Origin of the sequence: Polyangium sp. 15x6 (assembly GCF_029960785.1) — a bacterium.
Taxonomy (GTDB): domain Bacteria; phylum Myxococcota_A; class Polyangia; order Polyangiales; family Polyangiaceae; genus Polyangium.
In genome coordinates this window covers 23,467-40,323 of the sequence record NZ_JASBQE010000004.1, presented here as the reverse complement: position 1 = coordinate 40,323, position 16,857 = coordinate 23,467, and the positions used below count along the sequence as shown (strand labels likewise).

Sequence of the window (16,857 nt, the reverse complement as noted above, 5' to 3'; positions counted from 1 at the left end):
GGTGGCCCCTCGCCGATGGATGGATCCAGACATGGGTACGTCCGAATCCTCCCCGACGCAAGGCCGCGACGCGGCAGGCGGCTCGGCGGGTCAGTCGTCTTGCGCCGGCGAGAACGGCGTGATGGGCGCGGACTCCTCGATTTCGCGCTTGGGCGGGTTCTTGACCCCGAGCGTGCTCTCGATGAGGACCGCGCGACGCGGGCGCGGCGCGCCGACCTTGGCTTTGCGAAGCTCTTCCACGATGCGCCCACGCAGCGCGTCGTTCGTGTCCTTGTTCTCGCCGGGCGGCACGCGCGCGCTGACACGCAGGACGATCGATCCCTCGTTCAGCTCTTCCACGCCGACCTCCACGCGCGCGGGTGCGCCCGTCCGCGCCTCGACTTCCTGTTCGGCGACGGTCGTGAGGAGCTCACGCACACGCGGCAGATCCTCTTCGTAAGGCAGGTGCACGTCGACCACCGCATTCACGAAGGAGCGCGAATGATTCGCGACCTTGCGGACCTCGCCATTGGGGATCGAGTGGAGCACGCCGAGCTCGTCGCGGATCTTGGTGATACGAACGCCGATCTCCTCCACGCGCCCCTGGATGCCGCCGATCTCCACGAGATCCCCGACGAGCAGGAGGTTCTCGAAGAGGATGAAGAAGCCGGCCACGATATCCCCGACGAACGTCTGCGCGCCGAAGCCAATGGCGACGCCGAGGACGCCGGCGCCCGCGAGGAGCGGCGTGGGATCGATGGAGGCCTCGCGGAGGCCCATCACGAGCGCCGAGAAATAGATCGCATACCGCACGAAACCCATGGCCACGGGGACCAGGGTTTTTCGTTGCTGGAGCGTCTGCGGGTTCGCCTCGGCGACCTTCCCGAGGAAGAGGTCGTTGATGAGCAGCGTGCAGAGCTCGACGAGGACCCGGCTCGCATAAAAGATCGCGATGATCCGGATGCCGACGCGCCCCGCCAGGGAGAGCCACGTGTCGGGCGTGAGCGCGTCCGCGACCCACGTCGCCGCCGTCAGGTACACGCAATAATCGACGACCCGCTTCGTGATGCCGAGCAGGTGCGACAGGTTGCCGAGGTACCTGAGCGGGCTCTCGAGGCGGGCGAGCCTCGTCGAGTTGTCGAAGACGACGTCGAGGAGGAGGTATCCGACGCCCGTCGCGAGGCGACTGACGTAGAAAGCCCCGAGTGTGTAGGCCGCGAGCAGGACGGAGCGCTGGGTCCCCGGCGCGAGCGTGAGCTTCTCGACCAGGAGGACCGCCGCCACGCCGAGGACGACCACGCGCAGCGCCTTGCGCAGGCGTACCGTGACCTCGGCGAGCGCATCACGCCGTTTTTCGAGCCACTCCGAGCGCGCGACGGCCTGGCCCAGCACCTCCGCGAGCCCCCGGGCGAGGGCGTCGGCGAAGAGCGCGCCGGCGGCAATGCCGAACGTCGTGAGCAACCGGGTCTTGATGAGCGCGGGATCGTCGCCGGCGAGCGCAACGAGCGCGCTCTTCGCCACGTCGAGGGCCCAGATTCCTCGATAGGTGGCGAAGGCCGCGGCGGCCATGAGCACCGCGACGATGAACGCGACCCAGACGATCGCGCGACGACGAACGCGGCGACGGAATGCCTTGCGCTCGTCCGCCGTGACGTGGTCCAGCGTCGGCGAGCGCAAGATGAAGGCATAGCCCCGATGAATCACCCTGACCAAAAGCTCCGAGAGGAGCAAGAGCACCACGATCGTGATGCACAGGGCGATGAGATTGTGGGCCAGAAGGTCGAGGTGCAGGGTCATCGGGGCCGCCGTGACTACCGCCCGATTTGGACGTTCTCCAGGATGCCGAGGGCGTCGGGCACGAGGACCGCGGCGGAGAAATACGTGCTCACGAGGTACGAGCTGATGGCCTTCTCGTCGGTGTCCATCTTGCGTGCCGAGACGCCGGGCTCGATTTCCTCGGGGAGGCCCGTGCGATGGAGGCCGATGACGCCCTGATGCTCCTGCCCCGTGCGCATGACGAGGATGGAGCTCGTGTCATCCGGGTTGATCGGGATCTTGTCGCACGGCAGGAGCGGGACGCCGCGCCACGCGGAGACCCTCGAGCCGGAGATCTCGACGCTCGTCGCGTGAACCCCGCGGCGATTGCATTCCCGGTGGAAGGCGGCGATCGTGCGCGGGTGCGCCAGGAAAAACTGCGACTTGCGGCGCCGGGACAGGATCTCGTCCATGTCGTCGGGCGTCGGGGGGCCGCTCCGGGGATGGAGGCGCTGCTTGAGATCGGCGTTGTGCAGGAGGCCGAAATCGCGATTGTTGATGAGCTCGTATTCCTGCCGCTCGCGGAGGGCCTGGACCGTCAGGTTGAGCTGCTCCTCGAGCTGATTCATCGGATCGTTGAAGAGGTCCGAGACGCGCGTGTGGAGCCGGAGGACCGTCTGCGCGACGCTGAGCTCGTATTCACGCGGCGCGGTCTCGTAATCGACGAACGTCCCCGGCAGCGTGGGCTCACCCTTGTGACCGGCGGAGAGCGCGATCGCCGCCTGCCCCATCTTGTCCTGCGGCTTCTTCAGCCGCTCCTTGAAGGACTCGACGTGCGCGTGGAGCGCCGGGGAGCGCGCGATCAGCTCCTCGAACACGCGCTGCGGGAGCTCGAGCACGATGCACGGCGTGACGGTCCGGACCGAATAGGTCCAGAGATCGTTCGACTCGACGACGGCCTGGTCCCCGAAATGGTCCCCATCCGCGAGCGTGTCGAGGATCGTGTCGTCGCCGTACTTGCCCACGCCGAGCTTCTGGGCCCTTCCGTGCGCGATCAGGAAAATGGATTCCGCCGGCTTTCCGCGCTCGGCGATGAGCGCGCCGGGCTTGTATTCACGCTGGACGAACCGGCTCGCCAGGGTCTCGAGCAAGGCGTCGTCCGAGAAGCCGTGGAGGAGCGGCAATTCCGTGAGCTCCTGCGGAATCACCTGCACCTTCGCCCCGATGTTGCCGAAGCTCAGCCGGCCGTCGCCGACGGCATAACTCAGGCGGCGGTTCACGCGATACGTGCCGCCCGTGACCTCGACCCAGGGCAAGGCCCGGAGGAGCCACCGGGGCGTGATGCCCTGCATCTGCGGGTGCGACTTGGTCGTCGTCGCGAGCTTCCGCGCCCCCAGCGTCCCGAGGCTCGAACGCTCCCCCTCGTTCCCGATCCCAGGTTTTTCGGCGTTTGCCATGACGTACCTTTCCTTCTGCGAGCTTCGGAGAGCAGCGAGCGCTCCGCGTGTCCCCCGCGTCTCCGAGGGACGCACGCGGAGCGCCTACCGCGCACGGCTCATTCGTGGGCGCGCCCGATCTCGACGCTCTCCAGAACGCCGAGCGCGTCGGGGACCAGGACGGCCGCCGAGTAATAGAGGCTGACGAGGTACGAGATGACGGCCTTCTCGTTGATCCCCATGAAACGCACGTTGAGGCTCGGCTCGACCTCGTCGGGAATGCCGGCGTGGTGCAGGCCGATGACGCCCTGGTTCTTCTCGCCCGCGCGCATGAGCAGGATCGAGGTCGTCCGCGTGTCCGAGACCGGGATCTTGTTGCACGGGAAGATCGGCACGCCGCGCCACGCGGGGACGTGGTTGCCGTTCACCTCGACGCTCTGCGGATAGATGCCGAGGCGGCTGCACTCCTGGCCGAACGCCGCAATGGCGCGCGGGTGCGCCAGGAAGAACGACGGCTCACGCCAGACCGTGGCGAGGAGCTCGTCCATGTCGTCCGGCGTCGGGGGGCCGCTGCGGGTGTGAATGCGCTGCTTGAGGTCGGCATTGTGAAGGAGGCCGAACTCGCGGTTGTTGATGAGCTCGTGCTCCTGGGTCTCCTTCAAGGCCTCGATGGTCAGGCGGAGCTGCTGCTCGGTCTGGTTCATCGGCTCATTGAAGAGATCCGCGACGCGCGAGTGGATCTGGAGCACGGTCTGCGCCACGCTGAGCTCGTACTCGCGGGGCGAGGTCTCGTAATCGACGAACGTCCCGGGGAGGACGGGCTCGCCGGAGTGGCCCGCGGAGATCTCGATCGCGGCCTCGCCCGTGTTGTCCTGCTTCTTCGTGGCGAGCGCCTTGAAGTTCTCGAGGTGCTTCTTCAGGGACGGGTACTGCGCGACCAGCTCCTCGAACACGTTCTGCTGGAGCGTCAGCACCGTGCAGGCCGTGACCGCCTTGGCCGTGAACGTCCAGTAGTCCTGCGTCTCGAGGAGCGCCTGGTAGCTGTAATGGTCGCCGTCCGCGAGGACCGCGATCACCGTCTCGTCGCCGTACTTGCCCGTGCCGATCTTGTTGATCTTGCCGTGCGCGATGAGGCAGATGTGATCGGCCTCCTTGCCTCGCTCGGTAATGACATCGCCGGGCTTGTAATCGCGCTGCACGAAGCGGTTCGCCAGCGCGGTGAGGGCCTCGACGTCCTCGAAGCCGCGGAGGAGCGGCAGCTCGCAGAGCTCCTGCGGGATGACCTGGATCTTGGCGCCGGTGTTCGTGAACGTCACGCGACCATCGCCGACGGCATAGCTCAAGCGGCGGTTCACGCGGTACACGCCGTTCACGTGCACCCACGGCAGAAGCTTGAGCAGCCACCGCGACGAGATGCCCTGCATCTGCGGGACGGACTTCGTCGTCGTCGCGAGTTGCCTTGCGGCCGCCGTCGCGAGGCTCGTCTGCTGCTGATCGATTCCCGAACCCAACTTCCCTGAGATTGACATGAATCCCTCTTTCCTTGACGGCTAGGACCGCCCGAGCTTCCACGGCACGGCCCGCGCCGTACCCATCGAAAGATCCGCCTTCGCGGCAGGAGCCACAGCACCGGTCTTTCCGGTGCCAAACAAACTGCTGATGCGCGCCGCCGACGCGCCAAACCCACGCGCGCCCTCGATCGCTCGCTCGAGCGGGTGGCGCTCGAGCTCCGTGTCCACGTACCGGCTCGTCAGGACGTGCCAGTTGAGCACGCCGGCCATGTACAATCGCTGCTTCTCGACGTATCCGAGCACGGCGTCGCGAGCCGCCTTCTCGAGCTTGAACTCGTCCAGAATGCGGGGCAGCTCGGTCGCGACGATGTGCTCGAACTCCACGATGCGCGCCGTGAGCATGTCATTGACGACCTCCTTGGCCCGCTGCGCGTCGCATTCGAGGAACCGCTCGACGACGAGCACGAAGTTACTGAGCTCGCCCTCGAATTCGATCTCCTTGCGGTACGAATAGAGATCGTTGGTCCACCCGCCGACGTCGGCGGTGGTGTTGTCGAGGCTCCGCATCGTTCGGGTGCGGAAGAGTTCGGCCGGGACGACGTCGCCGAGCGTGAGCTTGGACAGACCCATCGTGAGGTCGGCGCCGAACGTCTTGCGGCGCATCTCGACGTAATCGACCGGATCCGGGATCCGGTTCTGGGTTTGGTTCAAAAGCTCCCAGAGCCAGCTCCCGCACATCGTCTCGATGCTCTGGCGAAGCGTCCGTCGCGCATTCATCGACATCGGAGACGCCGTACGAATCCAGAGATCCAGGAGGCTACTCTCCAAGGGGTTCTCGGGCACCGGGGCGCCGGCGCAGTCGAGGGGCATGAACATCGAGAGCCGTGCGACGAACCGCTTCGCGCCCGCCATGTCCCGCCTCGTGCCGAAGACGAGCGGGAAATAATCATCGCCGTACGTCCCCCAGGTCAGCCAGCCCGAGCTGATGTCGAGCTCGTGCGGGGACGCGTCCGGATGAATGCCCGCGGCGCACAGGGGGAAATCGAAGCCGATGAGCTTGCGCTCGTCCCAGATCCCGGAGCCGAAGACGCCCGGCACCACGTCGAGCATCCCGAACTTGCGGGCCCACTCGACGGTGTTCCGGCGCGACGCAGGCAGATGCGGGCTCAACCGGAGCTTGAACGGCATGTGAATCTTCGGGAGCGGCATCCGACCCACGGGCCGGAACGGCGTGTGGGTGAGCGTCTTGATCCGCTGCAAACCGAGCGCGCCGGGTGTGAGCTTGATCCGAAGCGCCGAGGTGCCGAGCCCCGTCGGCCCACCGAGGAAATCGGGCACGGACGCGGATTTGTCCGCGTTTTCATTCATGTAGCGGCTCGACCGCATGTGCCATTCGTGGCCGCCGGATTGCCAGTCCTGCAGGCCCTTCACGTACTTGGCGACATCGAGGGCTTGCGCCGGCGAAAGCCCGTACTCCGCGCAGAGCGCCGGCACCTCGACGAGCGCCGTGTTCTCGAACTGCTGCAGCCGCGACGTCAGGATCTCGTTCGTCAGATCGGCCGCTTTTTGCGTGGGGACGCCGAGGAACCGCTCGAGGACGAGCACGCAGTTCGCGTTTTCCCCCTCCTCCTCGACCTCGCGCTGGTACGAGAACAGGTCATTTCGCAGGTGAACGCCGTCCGAGAACGTGTCACGCAGGACCTCCAGGGGGCGCGTCGCCGCGACGACGGCCGGGACCTCTGCGCCGACCGCGATCTCGACGAGGCCCGCGGACCAGGGCGCGCCGCCGACCTTGCGTCGCATCTCGACGTATTCGACCGGGTTCGCGACGCGGTTCTCCTGGATATTGGCGAGCTCCCACATGCACTCGAGGAGCAGGTTCTTCGTCGCTTCGAGGAAACGCTCGCGCCAATGGACCGAGGTGAGCGGCACCGTGCGCGCCCAGAGATCCGCGAGCGCGCGCTCGACGACGTTCGTCGGCTCTGGCGGCGTGCCCGTCGGCACCACCGGCATGAAGAGCGGCAGGCGATCGAGGTACGCCTTCGCGCCGGACATGTCCTTGGTGCGCTTGTAGATTTCGAGGAAATGGTCGTCGAAGTAGAACACCCAGACGTACCAATCCGTGATGAGATCGAGCTCGGCCGGGGGCGCGTCGGGGTGGGTGTACGCGCAGAGCAGCGCGTAGTCGTGCGCGTCGAGGTCCTGCTCGGTCCAGATGGGTTTTCCCTGCGGGTTCTCCTCGAGGATTCCCATCTCGTAGGACCATGCCTTGGTATGCACGCGCGCCCCCTCGAGGTGGGGATTGATGCGCGCCGGATACGGCATGTAGAAGTCGGGCAGCGTGAAAGGTTGCATGTTCGCTGACTTCTCTCGCGCGTCGTCGACATTCACGACGCGAACGATGGTGACCCGTATGTCTTGGCGATGTGTATCCCGGACGCGCCCCGGCCTATTCGCACGAGAATGTGCGACAAGGGCACCCATCAGGTTCGACCATACAGACCGTTCGGGATCTTCCGGACGAGCGGATCTAGATCAGTCAGTTCCAGCAAGTAAATTGAAATGTGACCGTCCGTGACGTTTTTTGAACACCCGACCCAGCAAACGGAAAATGTTCTTTATCTTCAATGGTTTACGCATCGACGTTTGGCCATGGAACGGGGACGCATGTTTTTCCGGCGCCACACGCGTGGTTCTTCTGCAGACGGCGCCCGAAAACTGGATAAATTCGTACATTTATCCAGAATTGTCGAGATCGTCTGCAAACGCCCCTGCACGGTGACGCACAGCACCGAATAAAAATACACTCTGCGAGCGTGTGCGTATCGAAGGTCGGGGCTTGCGTTCAGCGCCGCAGCGTCGGCTCGAACGTCGGCGCTCGCCGCGCCTTCGTGGCCTGCTCGAACGCGAACGCCATGCCGAGGAGCTCCCCCTCGGAATAGGCGCGCCCCATGAATACGAAGCCGAGGGGCAAGCCGTGGCTATCGCCCATCGGCACCGTGATGCTCGGCGTGCCCGCGACGGCCGCGACCCCATAACTCGCGCTCACGAAATGATCCCCGAAAACGTGATCGGTGAGCCACGCCGGGGCCGTGCTCGGCGCGACGACGGCGTCGAGCTTGCCGCCGTCGAGGATCGCGAGCAGGCCCTCCTTGCCCGCGAGGCGCCGCGCGGCCTCGCGCGCTTCGAGATACACCGCATCGGTGAGCGGCCCGAGCGCCGCCGCCTTTTCGAAGAGCTCCTGGCCGAAAAACGGCATCACGGTCTCGGCGTGGGCCTCGTTCCACGCAATGAGGGCCGAAAGCGACGCGTGCGGCGCGCCGCTCCGGCGTAGATACGCATTCAGGCCGTCCTTGAACTCGTACAACATGACCGTGAGTTCGGGCTCGTTCCAGCGGTCGTACGTGGCCATCTCGACATCGACCACCTCGGCGCCCTGCGCCCGCAAGGTCGCAATCGACGCTTCCGCGGCCCTGTCCACGTCGGGGTGATCTCCCATGGCCTGACGAAGCACGCCGAGGCGCTTGCCCCGGAGCGCATCCGGCGCGAGGAACGTCGTGTAATCGGTCGGAAGTCCGCCTTCCTTCGGCGCGGCCGGATCGGCCGGATCGACGGCCGCGAGGGCGCCGAGCAAGAGGGCCGCGTCGGTCACGGTCCGTGCCATCGGTCCTGCGGTGTCCTGCGAGATCGAGATCGGAATGATCCCGCTGCGGCTGACCAATCCCACCGTGGGCTTGAGCCCGACGAGGCCACTGACCGCCGAAGGGCAGAGGATGCTGCCGTCGGTCTCGGTGCCGACCCCGATCGCGCCGAGGCTCGCGGCGATGGCCGTGCCGGCGCCGGAGCTCGAACCGCAGGGATTGCGGTCGAGCACGTACGGGTTCTTCGTCTGGCCCCCGCGCGAGCTCCAGCCGGAGGTCGCGCGGGTCGACCGGAAATTCGCCCACTCGCTGAGATTGGTTTTTCCAAGAATGACGGCGCCGGCCGCCCGAAGGCGGGCGACGAGGAAGGCGTCCTCTTTCGGCCGATGGTCGGCGAGCGCCAGCGAGCCGGCCGAATTCACCATCCCGGCGACGTCGATGTTGTCCTTGATCAGCACGGGAATGCCGTGCAGGGGCCCGCGCACCTTTCCGGCCCTGCGCTCCGCGTCGAGCGCCTCGGCGTCCGAGAGCGCGCGCGGATTCAGCTCGATGACCGCGTCGAGCCGGGGCCCGGCGTCGTCGATTCGGGCGATTCGATCGAGGTAGGCCTGCGTGAGCTCCCGCGCGGTGAGTATGCCTTTGGCCATGCGATCCCGCGCGTCCGCCGCGCTGAGCTCGACGACGTCGAGGGAGGTCGCGGCTCCTCTGCGGGCGCTTTTCGATGGGTCGGCGAGGCCAGCGCCGCCTTGGGCCGCACCCCCGCCACATGCCCCCATGAGTGCCATGCCGAGCAGCGCCGCGCCCATCAGCCATTGCGAGTTTTTCATGACCACACGCCGTGGAGAGGCTGCCACAACGTGCCCCGAGAAAACAAGGAGCTTACTTGGACTCCTCCCGGGAGAGCAGCCGCTCCGCCTCCTTCAGCGCCGCGCCCCGCTCCCGCGCGAGCAGCGGATTCTCCCGGAGCGCCGCTTCCAAGGAGGCCTTGGCTTCCCGCGCCGACTGTGTCCTTGCCTTTGCGTCTCGCGTGGCGCGGGCGCGCAGGAGGGAAAGGGCGCCCTTCGACGCGAGCGCCGTCGCCATGGTCGGATGGATGGCGAGCGCCTTGTCGGCCATCTCGAGCCCCGTGGTCAGGTCGTTTTCGGCGTTTTTCTTCCGCCCGAGGAGCCAGCCGGCGCGTAGCTCGTAGACCTCGGCGAGCGCCTCGTAGACCTGCGGATTGGCGCGCTCCTTGTCGAGGACGGGCAGGAGCGGCGCGAGGGCCGCGCCGAACATCGCGGAATCGGCGTTCCCCTTCGTGAGGGCCCAGCGCAGGGCGAGGATCTCGGCGCGCGCCTGGTCGACGCGGTAGTCCACGTCCCACGGCAATGCCTCCGCGCTCTTGCGGAAAGAGGAGCGCGCCGCCTCGAGGGTCGAGGTCGGGTCGTCTCCTCGGCGCAGGAGGTGGAGCGCCCGCGTCGTCGCGAGGAGCCCTCGGATCTCGTCGTTCGTGGACGCGGGCGCGACCCGCTCTTTTTGCTGGAGGAATGCCTCGGCGCGCGTCAGCGAGCCACTCGGATCCTCCCCCGCGTCGCTGGCATACGAGGCCTCGAGCCAGAGCGCCCAGGCGGAGACGAACGCCGCGTCGAGCTTGTTGTTCTCCTCGACCGAGGCGGCGGCTTCGAGCGCGCTCGCGACGGAGGCCGCCGGCGAGCGCCCCTTCTCGACGAGGAACTTCCCCTTCCAGAAATGGGCGTGCGCCGTGTTGATGGCCGGAAACGTGAAGCCCGGGTTCTGCGTAATGGCTTCGCCGCAGCGGGAGACCGCGCGCTCGACCGTTCGGCTGGGATCGACGCCTCGCCAGGTCTCGCCCCTGGCGCGCTCGGTATACACCGCGCAGCTCTCGTTGTAGGGCCACAAAAAGCCCGGATCGAGCCGGATGGCCTCCTCGTACGCCGCGATGGCGTGATCCGTCGCGGTCCGCGCGTCGAGCCCTCGGTTCATGTGGTGCATGACCTCCATCCAGTAGGCCGCGCCGACCACGTAATGCGCCATCGGGTCGCTCGCGCGGAGCCGGACGGCCTCCTCGCCGCGCTCGACGGCGGTGCGGAGGATCGGCCCTGGATCCGCGTCCCCCCCGGAGCCGCCGACGGTGTGCCAGCCGAAAGCGATGTGCGCGTACGCCATCGCCAGGCGCGCCGAGCCGCGTTGTGGGTCCGCCGCGAGGGCCCTGCCGCAGGCGTTCGTCGCCTTCTCGAAGCTCGGTCGCAGGAGCTCGGGCCGGGCGTCGGCGACATTGACGACCTGGGTCCAGAGATCGCACTCGGCCTCGTGCACCGCCGGATCACTCCGCGCGATGGACGCGGCCTCCGCATAGGCCGCCGCAGCCGGCTCGAAGGACCGCATCATCTTGTCGTAATCGAACGCGGCGTCCCGCCCGAAACGTTTGCCCTCGGCGAAATGCGCGTCGCCTTCGAGCTTCTTCGCCTCGTGCAGCCAGGGCGATTGCGCGAACGCCTCGCGCGCTTTCGCCAGCGCGACGTCATTTTGCCCCTCGTGGAGCGCGATGAGCCCCTCCACGTACGCCGGCGACGAGAGCCTCGCCCCGAGCGCCGCGCGCAGGTGGGCGAGCGCCGGGGCCTTGTATTCGGCGTCGATCGCCGCGAGCCTCGCCTTCTTGCGCGCCTCGTCCTGGATTCGCTTCGTCTCTTCGAGGGCCTTGCGGTAGAGCTCCACGAGCGCGAGGCCCATGGCATAACGGAGCTCCGGCGGCGCGTACCCGGCGGCCTCGGCGCGGCGCAAATGGGAGAGCGCCTCCTCGGGCTCCTGGAGCGCCAGAAATCCCCGCCCGAGTGCATAATGCCCCGGCCCCTCGCCCCCCCGCCCGAGGGTCGCCATGCGCGCCTCGATGTCCCGGAGCTGTCGCCGCACGATGCTCCGCTCTCGCTCGATATCGTGCAGCGGGAGGCTGTACGCGCGTGACAGGAAGAGCTCCATCTCCTTCACGTCCTCGCCGAGCTCACGCGCGACGGCCGTCTGCTCGGCCAGGGCTTGCCGCTGCCGGATCCAGAAGACACCGAACACCAAGAGCACCACGAGCAGCGCCGCCCCGAGCGCGACGCGCACCTTGTGCCGCCGAGCGGCCTTGAGCAGGACGTACGCGAGCGACGCCCGGCGCGCCAGCACGGGCTTGCCGTCGAGGAACCGCTGCAAATCCTCGCCGAGGGCCAGGGCCGACTCGTACCGCCGCCCCTGCTCCTTTTCGAGGCATTTCATGACGATGGCCTGGAGGTCCTCCGGGACGTCCGGGCGAATCTTTCCGAGCGGCGGGGGATCCTCGGTCAGGAGCTGCCGCATGATCGCGAGCACATGGGAGCCCTCGAACGGAGGCCGCCCCGCGAGCAGGTCATACAGCGTCGCGCCGAGCCCATACACGTCCGTTCGCCGATCGAGCGTCTCGGCATCTCCGCTCGCTTGCTCCGGGGCCATGTACGCGGGTGTCCCGGCGAGCGAATACGTCACCTGGATCGATTTGCCCATTTCGCGGGCAATGCCAAAATCCATGATGTAGGGCTTGTAGGATCCGTCCTCGCCCTGCTCGACCATGATGTTGCCGGGCTTGACGTCGCGATGGATGATTCCCAGCCGGTGCGCCTCGTGGAGCGCCATCGATACCTGCTGGACCGCGCGTACCTTTTGCTCGCGGGTCATCCGCTCGCTCGCGTAATCGAGCGATTCGCCGGCGATGTATTGCATCACGATATACGGGCGGTCGCCGTCCGTCCCCACCTCGTGGACCTTGCACGCGTGCTCGTGCTCGATTCGCGCCTGCGCGCGCGCCTCCCGAAGGAGCGTCCGGTTCGTCTCCGGGTCCGCCTGGTGGAGAAATTTGACGGCGACGTCGCGGCCGAGGTGCCGATCCTTGGCGCGGTACACGGAGCCCATCCCGCCGGAACCGAGGAACTCGAAGTCCCCGAAACGCGCGAGGAGACCCAGCGGAATGCTCGGCGGGCCCGACGGCGCGCTCGACCGCGTGGCGTCCGGCTGTGTGGTCTCCGGACCTGCAACAGGAGTCACAGAACGCACTTGGACACCATGACCTATCGTCAAGGGGGCACACCATGGGACCAAGGTCCCATGGTGTAAGGGTTGCAAGAAGCCTACCGTAACGTTCGGTTGTGGATGAGGCCCAGGCCACTGGCGCTGGCGGGATCGTCAGGATACTTACGTCCGGGAACGCAGACCAGGGCACCCAGCACCGAGCCGAAAGAAGGAGATCATGCTGTCATTTCGCTTGCTCGAGGGGGTTGTTCTTGGAACCGTGCTCACGCTCACCGGCTGCGGCACCGCGGTGGATCCAGGCGATTTCGAGGAGGCCCCGGATCTCGCCCCGCAAGGAGGACCCAGAAACGGCTCGGGGGGCTTGAACGGCCTGAGCCCGGCCGACTACCACGCGAACGTCGCCGCGCTCGTGACTGCGCTGGGTGTCGCCGCTGCGGATCCACAGAACCCGTCGGCAGTCAACCCCGCGATCGAGGCGACGGGGCTGCTCGCCACCGAAGGCGGGCGGGAGGTCTTCTCGTACGCCGCGCGATGCACGCTCCCGGCGGGGACGCGGCTCACGAGCGGGACCCGCGTCTACACGGGCGGCGGGATCCTCGCCACCACCGGATCATGGCCGAGCGCGGGCCTCACGACGTCCCAGAAGGAGGACGCGCTCACATGCATGGTGACGCACCTGAACCCGTTCGGCGCCCATGTTCCGTTCTTCCTCTCGGGGCCCAGCATCGCCGGGACGGAGAGCCCGGAGGCGGGAGGGTTCACCATCGAGGAGGCGATCTGGCAGGTGAAACTCGAAGGCCCGAACCAGACCCCGATCTACTACGCCTGGCCCCACGTGGACCTGCTCAACACCTGCGGGCTCGTGACATCGCTCACCTGGGTCACCCGCATCTGCGGCTCGTCCCTCAACACCTGCGGCGTGCAGGTTCGCGACGATCGCGCCACGGCTTGCACCGGCTCGGACGGCATCTTCACCTGCAACGGCAAGCCGGCCGTCCAGACCTCGCTCGAGGAGAGCGACCTGTGCATCCTGCACCTCAACGTGCTCGGTATCGGCCTGCTGTAGCTTCGTTCGAGGCGCAGGCTGATGCCTGCATGTCTCGGCGCCCGAGGACTTCAGACCTCAAACGAGCGTCAGGTGATCGAGGCCGGCCTCACGACGCCGCGCTCGATGTCCCGCCCACACGCCTCGTCCCATTGCGACGTCCGGCGCGTTTGCTCCTGAAAAGCCGATGCTCCGGACGGCGCGGCGACGATGGCCGTCCAGACCCGCGCCCCCTTCCCTGCCCCTCTCCCTCGCTGTAGCCTCCCAGCTCGAAGGCCCCGATCGCCGTCTCATCGGCCGACGAGCCTACGTGGGCGCACATGACCTCGTTCAAGTATCCCAGAGACATGCTCGCGCCGCTGAAGGAGCGGTGGTACGAGTGGGCCCGGCAGGAAAGCGAGCCTCCGGCCTTGCCGAGCGACGACAAACTCGCGCTGCTGCTCGAGGTCGCATACCACGCGAGTTACACGGCGGACGAGCGCCGCGGGACGCAGTTCCGCGCCGTCGTTTGCAGCCCCGACCTGCGCGAATCGGAGATCGATCATCCCCTCCGGATCGACCCGCCGCGTAGCTTCACGCCCCACGAAATCATGCGCCTCGCGCCGGCCGCGGACGCCGCGAAGGTCATGCTCGCCGTCGATCCCAGCGGGGACGAGCCGCTCATCTGGGGGCTATGCAATGGCGCGGACATGCAGCTCACCGTCTCGGTGATGGCGCCCGGCAAGCTCTCCGTCGGGCGCAACATGCGCAGCCTCGTGGCCCTGGAAGACGGGCACATTTTCGCGGAAGGCGAGCGGCTCGGCGTGTTCCAGTCCGTGGTCGAGGCGCTCTCCGAGGCGACCGACGCGTTGTGGGACGGCGTCAACTGGCGCGGGGGCACGTGGTCTCCCCAGGTCAATTACCCGGCGCACCTGCACGACGTCCTCTCGACGATCCGAAAGCTCGGGCACGGGGGCACGGTTCTCGTCGTCCCCGACCGCGAATGCAAGTCCCTCTCGTGGCGGCAGCTCCTCAAGATCAAATACCAGTGCCAGGACGATTCGGTCTGGCCGCTCCTGCGGAAATCGGTGTTCCAGTTCGACGAGGATTCCCCGGGGCGCGGCGCCATGGAATTCCAGTATGCGGAGGACAAGGCGCGCCGCTTGCTGGAGCGGCTCCCCGGTCTCACGGCGGTGGATGGGGCGCTCTTGATCACGGACCGATATCGGGTGCTCGGCTTCGGGGTCGAAGTGCTGGCGCAGACCGAGCTCGAAACGATCTTCCTGCCGGATGGAGCCTCCCGGAACGTCGAAGCGTACGGCACGCGGCATCGCTCCGCGTTCCGCTTCTGCGCGGCGTACCCGCGCGGGGTCGCCTTCGTTTGCTCGCAGGACGGCTCGATCAAATGCGTACGCAATCGAGACGGAAAGGTCACGCTGTACGAGTGACGAGGGGACCGGCCACTTCGACGAATCGCTCGACGTGCACGTACGTGGCAAGCCGATAGGCCTACGCTGCCTCCGGCTCTCGAGCCCCGCGCCCCGAGGTCACGAATTCGGGACCTTGAGCTTGTTTCGCACCCACACGCCCACGAGCACGCCGGGCGTCGCGAGCAACGCGAGGAGCTTCGCCATGGATCCCGGGCGCGAGCCGTCCCAGTCTCCCTCCATCACGCTGAAAAGCCCGCCGATCAGGGCCCCGCTGATCACGACGGCGACGAGGATGCCCGCCGCCATGGCTTTCGTATTGCGGATCGTATACTCGCGCCGCCGCGCGACCGCCCGCTTCCATTCTTCTTCCGGATCCAGGGCGACCTTCGCGGCGCCCCCCGCACGTTCGTCCGCCATGTCGCCCGTCTAGCACGAAACCATGCGCGCAGGAACCAGCTCACGCGCTGACGAGCGAGCTCGTGGAGGCCGTCCGCGGGGCGCGTGGCATGCACCTCGAGGTGCTATGCTCCGAGGGAGGGGGCGAAGAAATGGCCGCGCCGGACATCTTGCTCATCGGGCACGTCGCCCGGGATCTGCGGAGCGCCGATCCGAACGACGGCTACCGCCTCGGGGGCACGGTGAGTTTCGCCGCCGTCACGTGCGTGAAGCTCGGGCGAAGGCCGACGATCCTCACGTCGGCAGCGCCGGGGCTCGACGTCTCCGAGCTGCCGCGCGAGGTGGAGCTCCACATCCTCCCCTCCGAGGACACGACCACGTTCGCCAATGTTTATACGGCGGCGGGGCGCATCCAGCATTGCAGCATGCGGGCGCGACCGATCACCGCCGCCGATGTCGATCCCTCGCTCCGCCGGCCGCGGGCGGCGCTGCTCGGGCCGATCGCCGACGAGATCACCCCCGACGTGGCCCACGTTCTCGCCGAGGAGACGCTGGTCGTGGCCACGCCGCAGGGATGGATGCGGCGCTTCGACGAGGCCGGGCGCGTCCATGCCAAACCCTGGGAGAGCGCGAGCGAGATTCTCCCGCGCGTGGACGCCATCGTGCTCTCGCTCGAAGACATTGGCGAGGACCTCCGCCGCCTGGATCCCATGATCGAGCAGGTCCCCCTCGTGCTCCTCACCGAATATCGGGACGGGAGCACGCTTTACAGGCGCCGCGACGACGGGACGATCCATGTGACGCGAATCCCGCCGCGTCCGGCCCGGGAGGTCGATCCCACCGGCGCCGGGGACGTCTTCGCGACGGCATTCATGATTCGTTTCCAGGAGACCCTCGATCCGGTCGAGGCAGCGCGCTTCGCCAACGTCACGGCCTCGTTCGGCGTCGAGGCGGTCGGCGTGGCCGGAATTCCGAGCCGCGACGCGGTCTTCGCATATATGCGGGAGAACCCGTTTCGAGAGGGCGTGTCCGGCTGACGTGTGGTAACACAGGGCTCCGCCCCATGCCTCGCCCCCGCACGCTCTCGAAGCGCCCGCTCCTCCTCGCCGCCCTCGTCCTCGTGGCCGTCGCCCTCCTCGTGCTTTTCCTGCCGCCTTCGAGCCTCGCCACACCGGCCACCTGCAACAAGCCCGAGATCGTCGTTCGCAAGAAGGACGCCGCGCTCGACCTGCACTGCGGCGGGAAAATGTTTCGCACGTTCTCGGCCACGTTCGGGGCCCAGCCCGTCGGACAGAAGGAGCGCGAGGGCGACGAGCGCACGCCCGAGGGGGTTTATCGCATCACGAGCAAATCGGAGAGCGAGCGGTTTTATCGATTCCTGGGGATCTCCTACCCCGGGCCTGAAGACCTCGCGCGGGCGAAGAAAAACGGTATCGACAAACCGGGCGGCGGCATTGGCATCCACGGGACCAAGCCGAAGCTCGCGGCCCTGGCGCGGGCATGGATCCGGCTGTCGAGCGCGACCGGGCTCGGGCAGGTCTGGGGCCCGACGGACGGTTGCATCGGGATCGCCAATGAAGACGTCGCCGTGCTCTACACCCTCGTCCCCGTTGGCACGAAGGTGACGATCAAGCCTTGATCCTG

At 67.3% G+C, this 16,857-nt stretch carries 11 protein-coding genes; 4 read left to right on the top strand and 7 right to left on the bottom strand.

The genetic code is table 11. From position 1 onward, the window contains the following. Positions 1-90: 90 nt before the first annotated feature. From QHF83_RS04495 to QHF83_RS04470, 6 genes are all read right to left on the bottom strand, one after another. Positions 91-1,776: a mechanosensitive ion channel family protein gene (locus tag QHF83_RS04495; protein WP_282416515.1), complete on the bottom strand. Its 1,686-nt coding sequence runs from the start codon at positions 1,774-1,776 to the stop codon at positions 91-93. A gap of 14 nt (positions 1,777-1,790) precedes the next feature. Then, positions 1,791-3,191 carry a family 2B encapsulin nanocompartment shell protein gene (locus tag QHF83_RS04490; protein WP_282416514.1) on the bottom strand — a complete coding sequence of 467 codons (1,401 nt, stop codon included), beginning with the start codon at positions 3,189-3,191 and terminating at the stop codon, positions 1,791-1,793. Positions 3,192-3,289: 98 nt separating this feature from the next. Then, positions 3,290-4,699: a family 2B encapsulin nanocompartment shell protein gene (locus tag QHF83_RS04485; RefSeq protein WP_282416513.1), complete on the bottom strand. Its 1,410-nt coding sequence runs from the start codon at positions 4,697-4,699 to the stop codon at positions 3,290-3,292. A 21-nt stretch (positions 4,700-4,720) separates the two neighbouring features. Beyond that, complete coding sequence (locus QHF83_RS04480) at positions 4,721-7,036, bottom strand: family 2 encapsulin nanocompartment cargo protein terpene cyclase (RefSeq protein WP_282416512.1); 2,316 nt, start codon at positions 7,034-7,036, stop codon at positions 4,721-4,723. A gap of 490 nt (positions 7,037-7,526) precedes the next feature. Further along, positions 7,527-9,149 carry an amidase gene (locus tag QHF83_RS04475; protein WP_282416511.1) on the bottom strand — a complete coding sequence of 541 codons (1,623 nt, stop codon included), beginning with the start codon at positions 9,147-9,149 and terminating at the stop codon, positions 7,527-7,529. A gap of 52 nt (positions 9,150-9,201) precedes the next feature. After that, the gene (locus QHF83_RS04470; protein ID WP_282416510.1) at positions 9,202-12,378 is read right to left on the bottom strand and encodes a serine/threonine-protein kinase; all 3,177 of its coding nucleotides are present in this window, start codon (positions 12,376-12,378) and stop codon (positions 9,202-9,204) included. A 202-nt stretch (positions 12,379-12,580) separates the two neighbouring features. Between QHF83_RS04470 and QHF83_RS04465 the strand changes: the two genes are divergently transcribed. Continuing rightward, the gene (locus tag QHF83_RS04465; RefSeq protein ID WP_282416509.1) at positions 12,581-13,429 is read left to right on the top strand and encodes a hypothetical protein; all 849 of its coding nucleotides are present in this window, start codon (positions 12,581-12,583) and stop codon (positions 13,427-13,429) included. Between the two features lie 299 nt (positions 13,430-13,728). Further along, positions 13,729-14,835, top strand: coding sequence for a putative sensor domain DACNV-containing protein (locus tag QHF83_RS04460; protein ID WP_282416508.1), 1,107 nt, complete (start codon positions 13,729-13,731; stop codon positions 14,833-14,835). A 99-nt stretch (positions 14,836-14,934) separates the two neighbouring features. On the opposite strand, the gene QHF83_RS04455 is transcribed toward QHF83_RS04460, so the two are convergent. After that, positions 14,935-15,234, bottom strand: coding sequence for a hypothetical protein (locus tag QHF83_RS04455; RefSeq protein WP_282416507.1), 300 nt, complete (start codon positions 15,232-15,234; stop codon positions 14,935-14,937). A gap of 62 nt (positions 15,235-15,296) precedes the next feature. Here QHF83_RS04455 and QHF83_RS04450 point away from each other — a divergent pair, with 62 nt between their 5' ends. Beyond that, on the top strand, positions 15,297-16,250 hold the full coding sequence (locus tag QHF83_RS04450; protein ID WP_282416506.1) for a PfkB family carbohydrate kinase: 954 nt from the start codon (positions 15,297-15,299) through the stop codon (positions 16,248-16,250). Between the two features lie 26 nt (positions 16,251-16,276). Continuing rightward, positions 16,277-16,852 carry a L,D-transpeptidase family protein gene (locus QHF83_RS04445; protein WP_282416505.1) on the top strand — a complete coding sequence of 192 codons (576 nt, stop codon included), beginning with the start codon at positions 16,277-16,279 and terminating at the stop codon, positions 16,850-16,852. The last annotated feature ends 5 nt before the right edge of the window (positions 16,853-16,857 follow it).

Coding starts and splice junctions, on each gene's coding strand:
- QHF83_RS04495 (WP_282416515.1), bottom strand. CDS start 1,776: ATGACCCTGCACCTCGACCTTCTGGCCCACAATCTCATCGCCCTGTGC.
- QHF83_RS04490 (WP_282416514.1), bottom strand. CDS start 3,191: ATGGCAAACGCCGAAAAACCTGGGATCGGGAACGAGGGGGAGCGTTCG.
- QHF83_RS04485 (WP_282416513.1), bottom strand. CDS start 4,699: ATGTCAATCTCAGGGAAGTTGGGTTCGGGAATCGATCAGCAGCAGACG.
- QHF83_RS04480 (WP_282416512.1), bottom strand. CDS start 7,036: ATGCAACCTTTCACGCTGCCCGACTTCTACATGCCGTATCCGGCGCGC.
- QHF83_RS04475 (WP_282416511.1), bottom strand. CDS start 9,149: ATGAAAAACTCGCAATGGCTGATGGGCGCGGCGCTGCTCGGCATGGCA.
- QHF83_RS04465 (WP_282416509.1), top strand. CDS start 12,581: ATGCTGTCATTTCGCTTGCTCGAGGGGGTTGTTCTTGGAACCGTGCTC.
- QHF83_RS04460 (WP_282416508.1), top strand. CDS start 13,729: ATGACCTCGTTCAAGTATCCCAGAGACATGCTCGCGCCGCTGAAGGAG.
- QHF83_RS04455 (WP_282416507.1), bottom strand. CDS start 15,234: ATGGCGGACGAACGTGCGGGGGGCGCCGCGAAGGTCGCCCTGGATCCG.
- QHF83_RS04445 (WP_282416505.1), top strand. CDS start 16,277: ATGCCTCGCCCCCGCACGCTCTCGAAGCGCCCGCTCCTCCTCGCCGCC.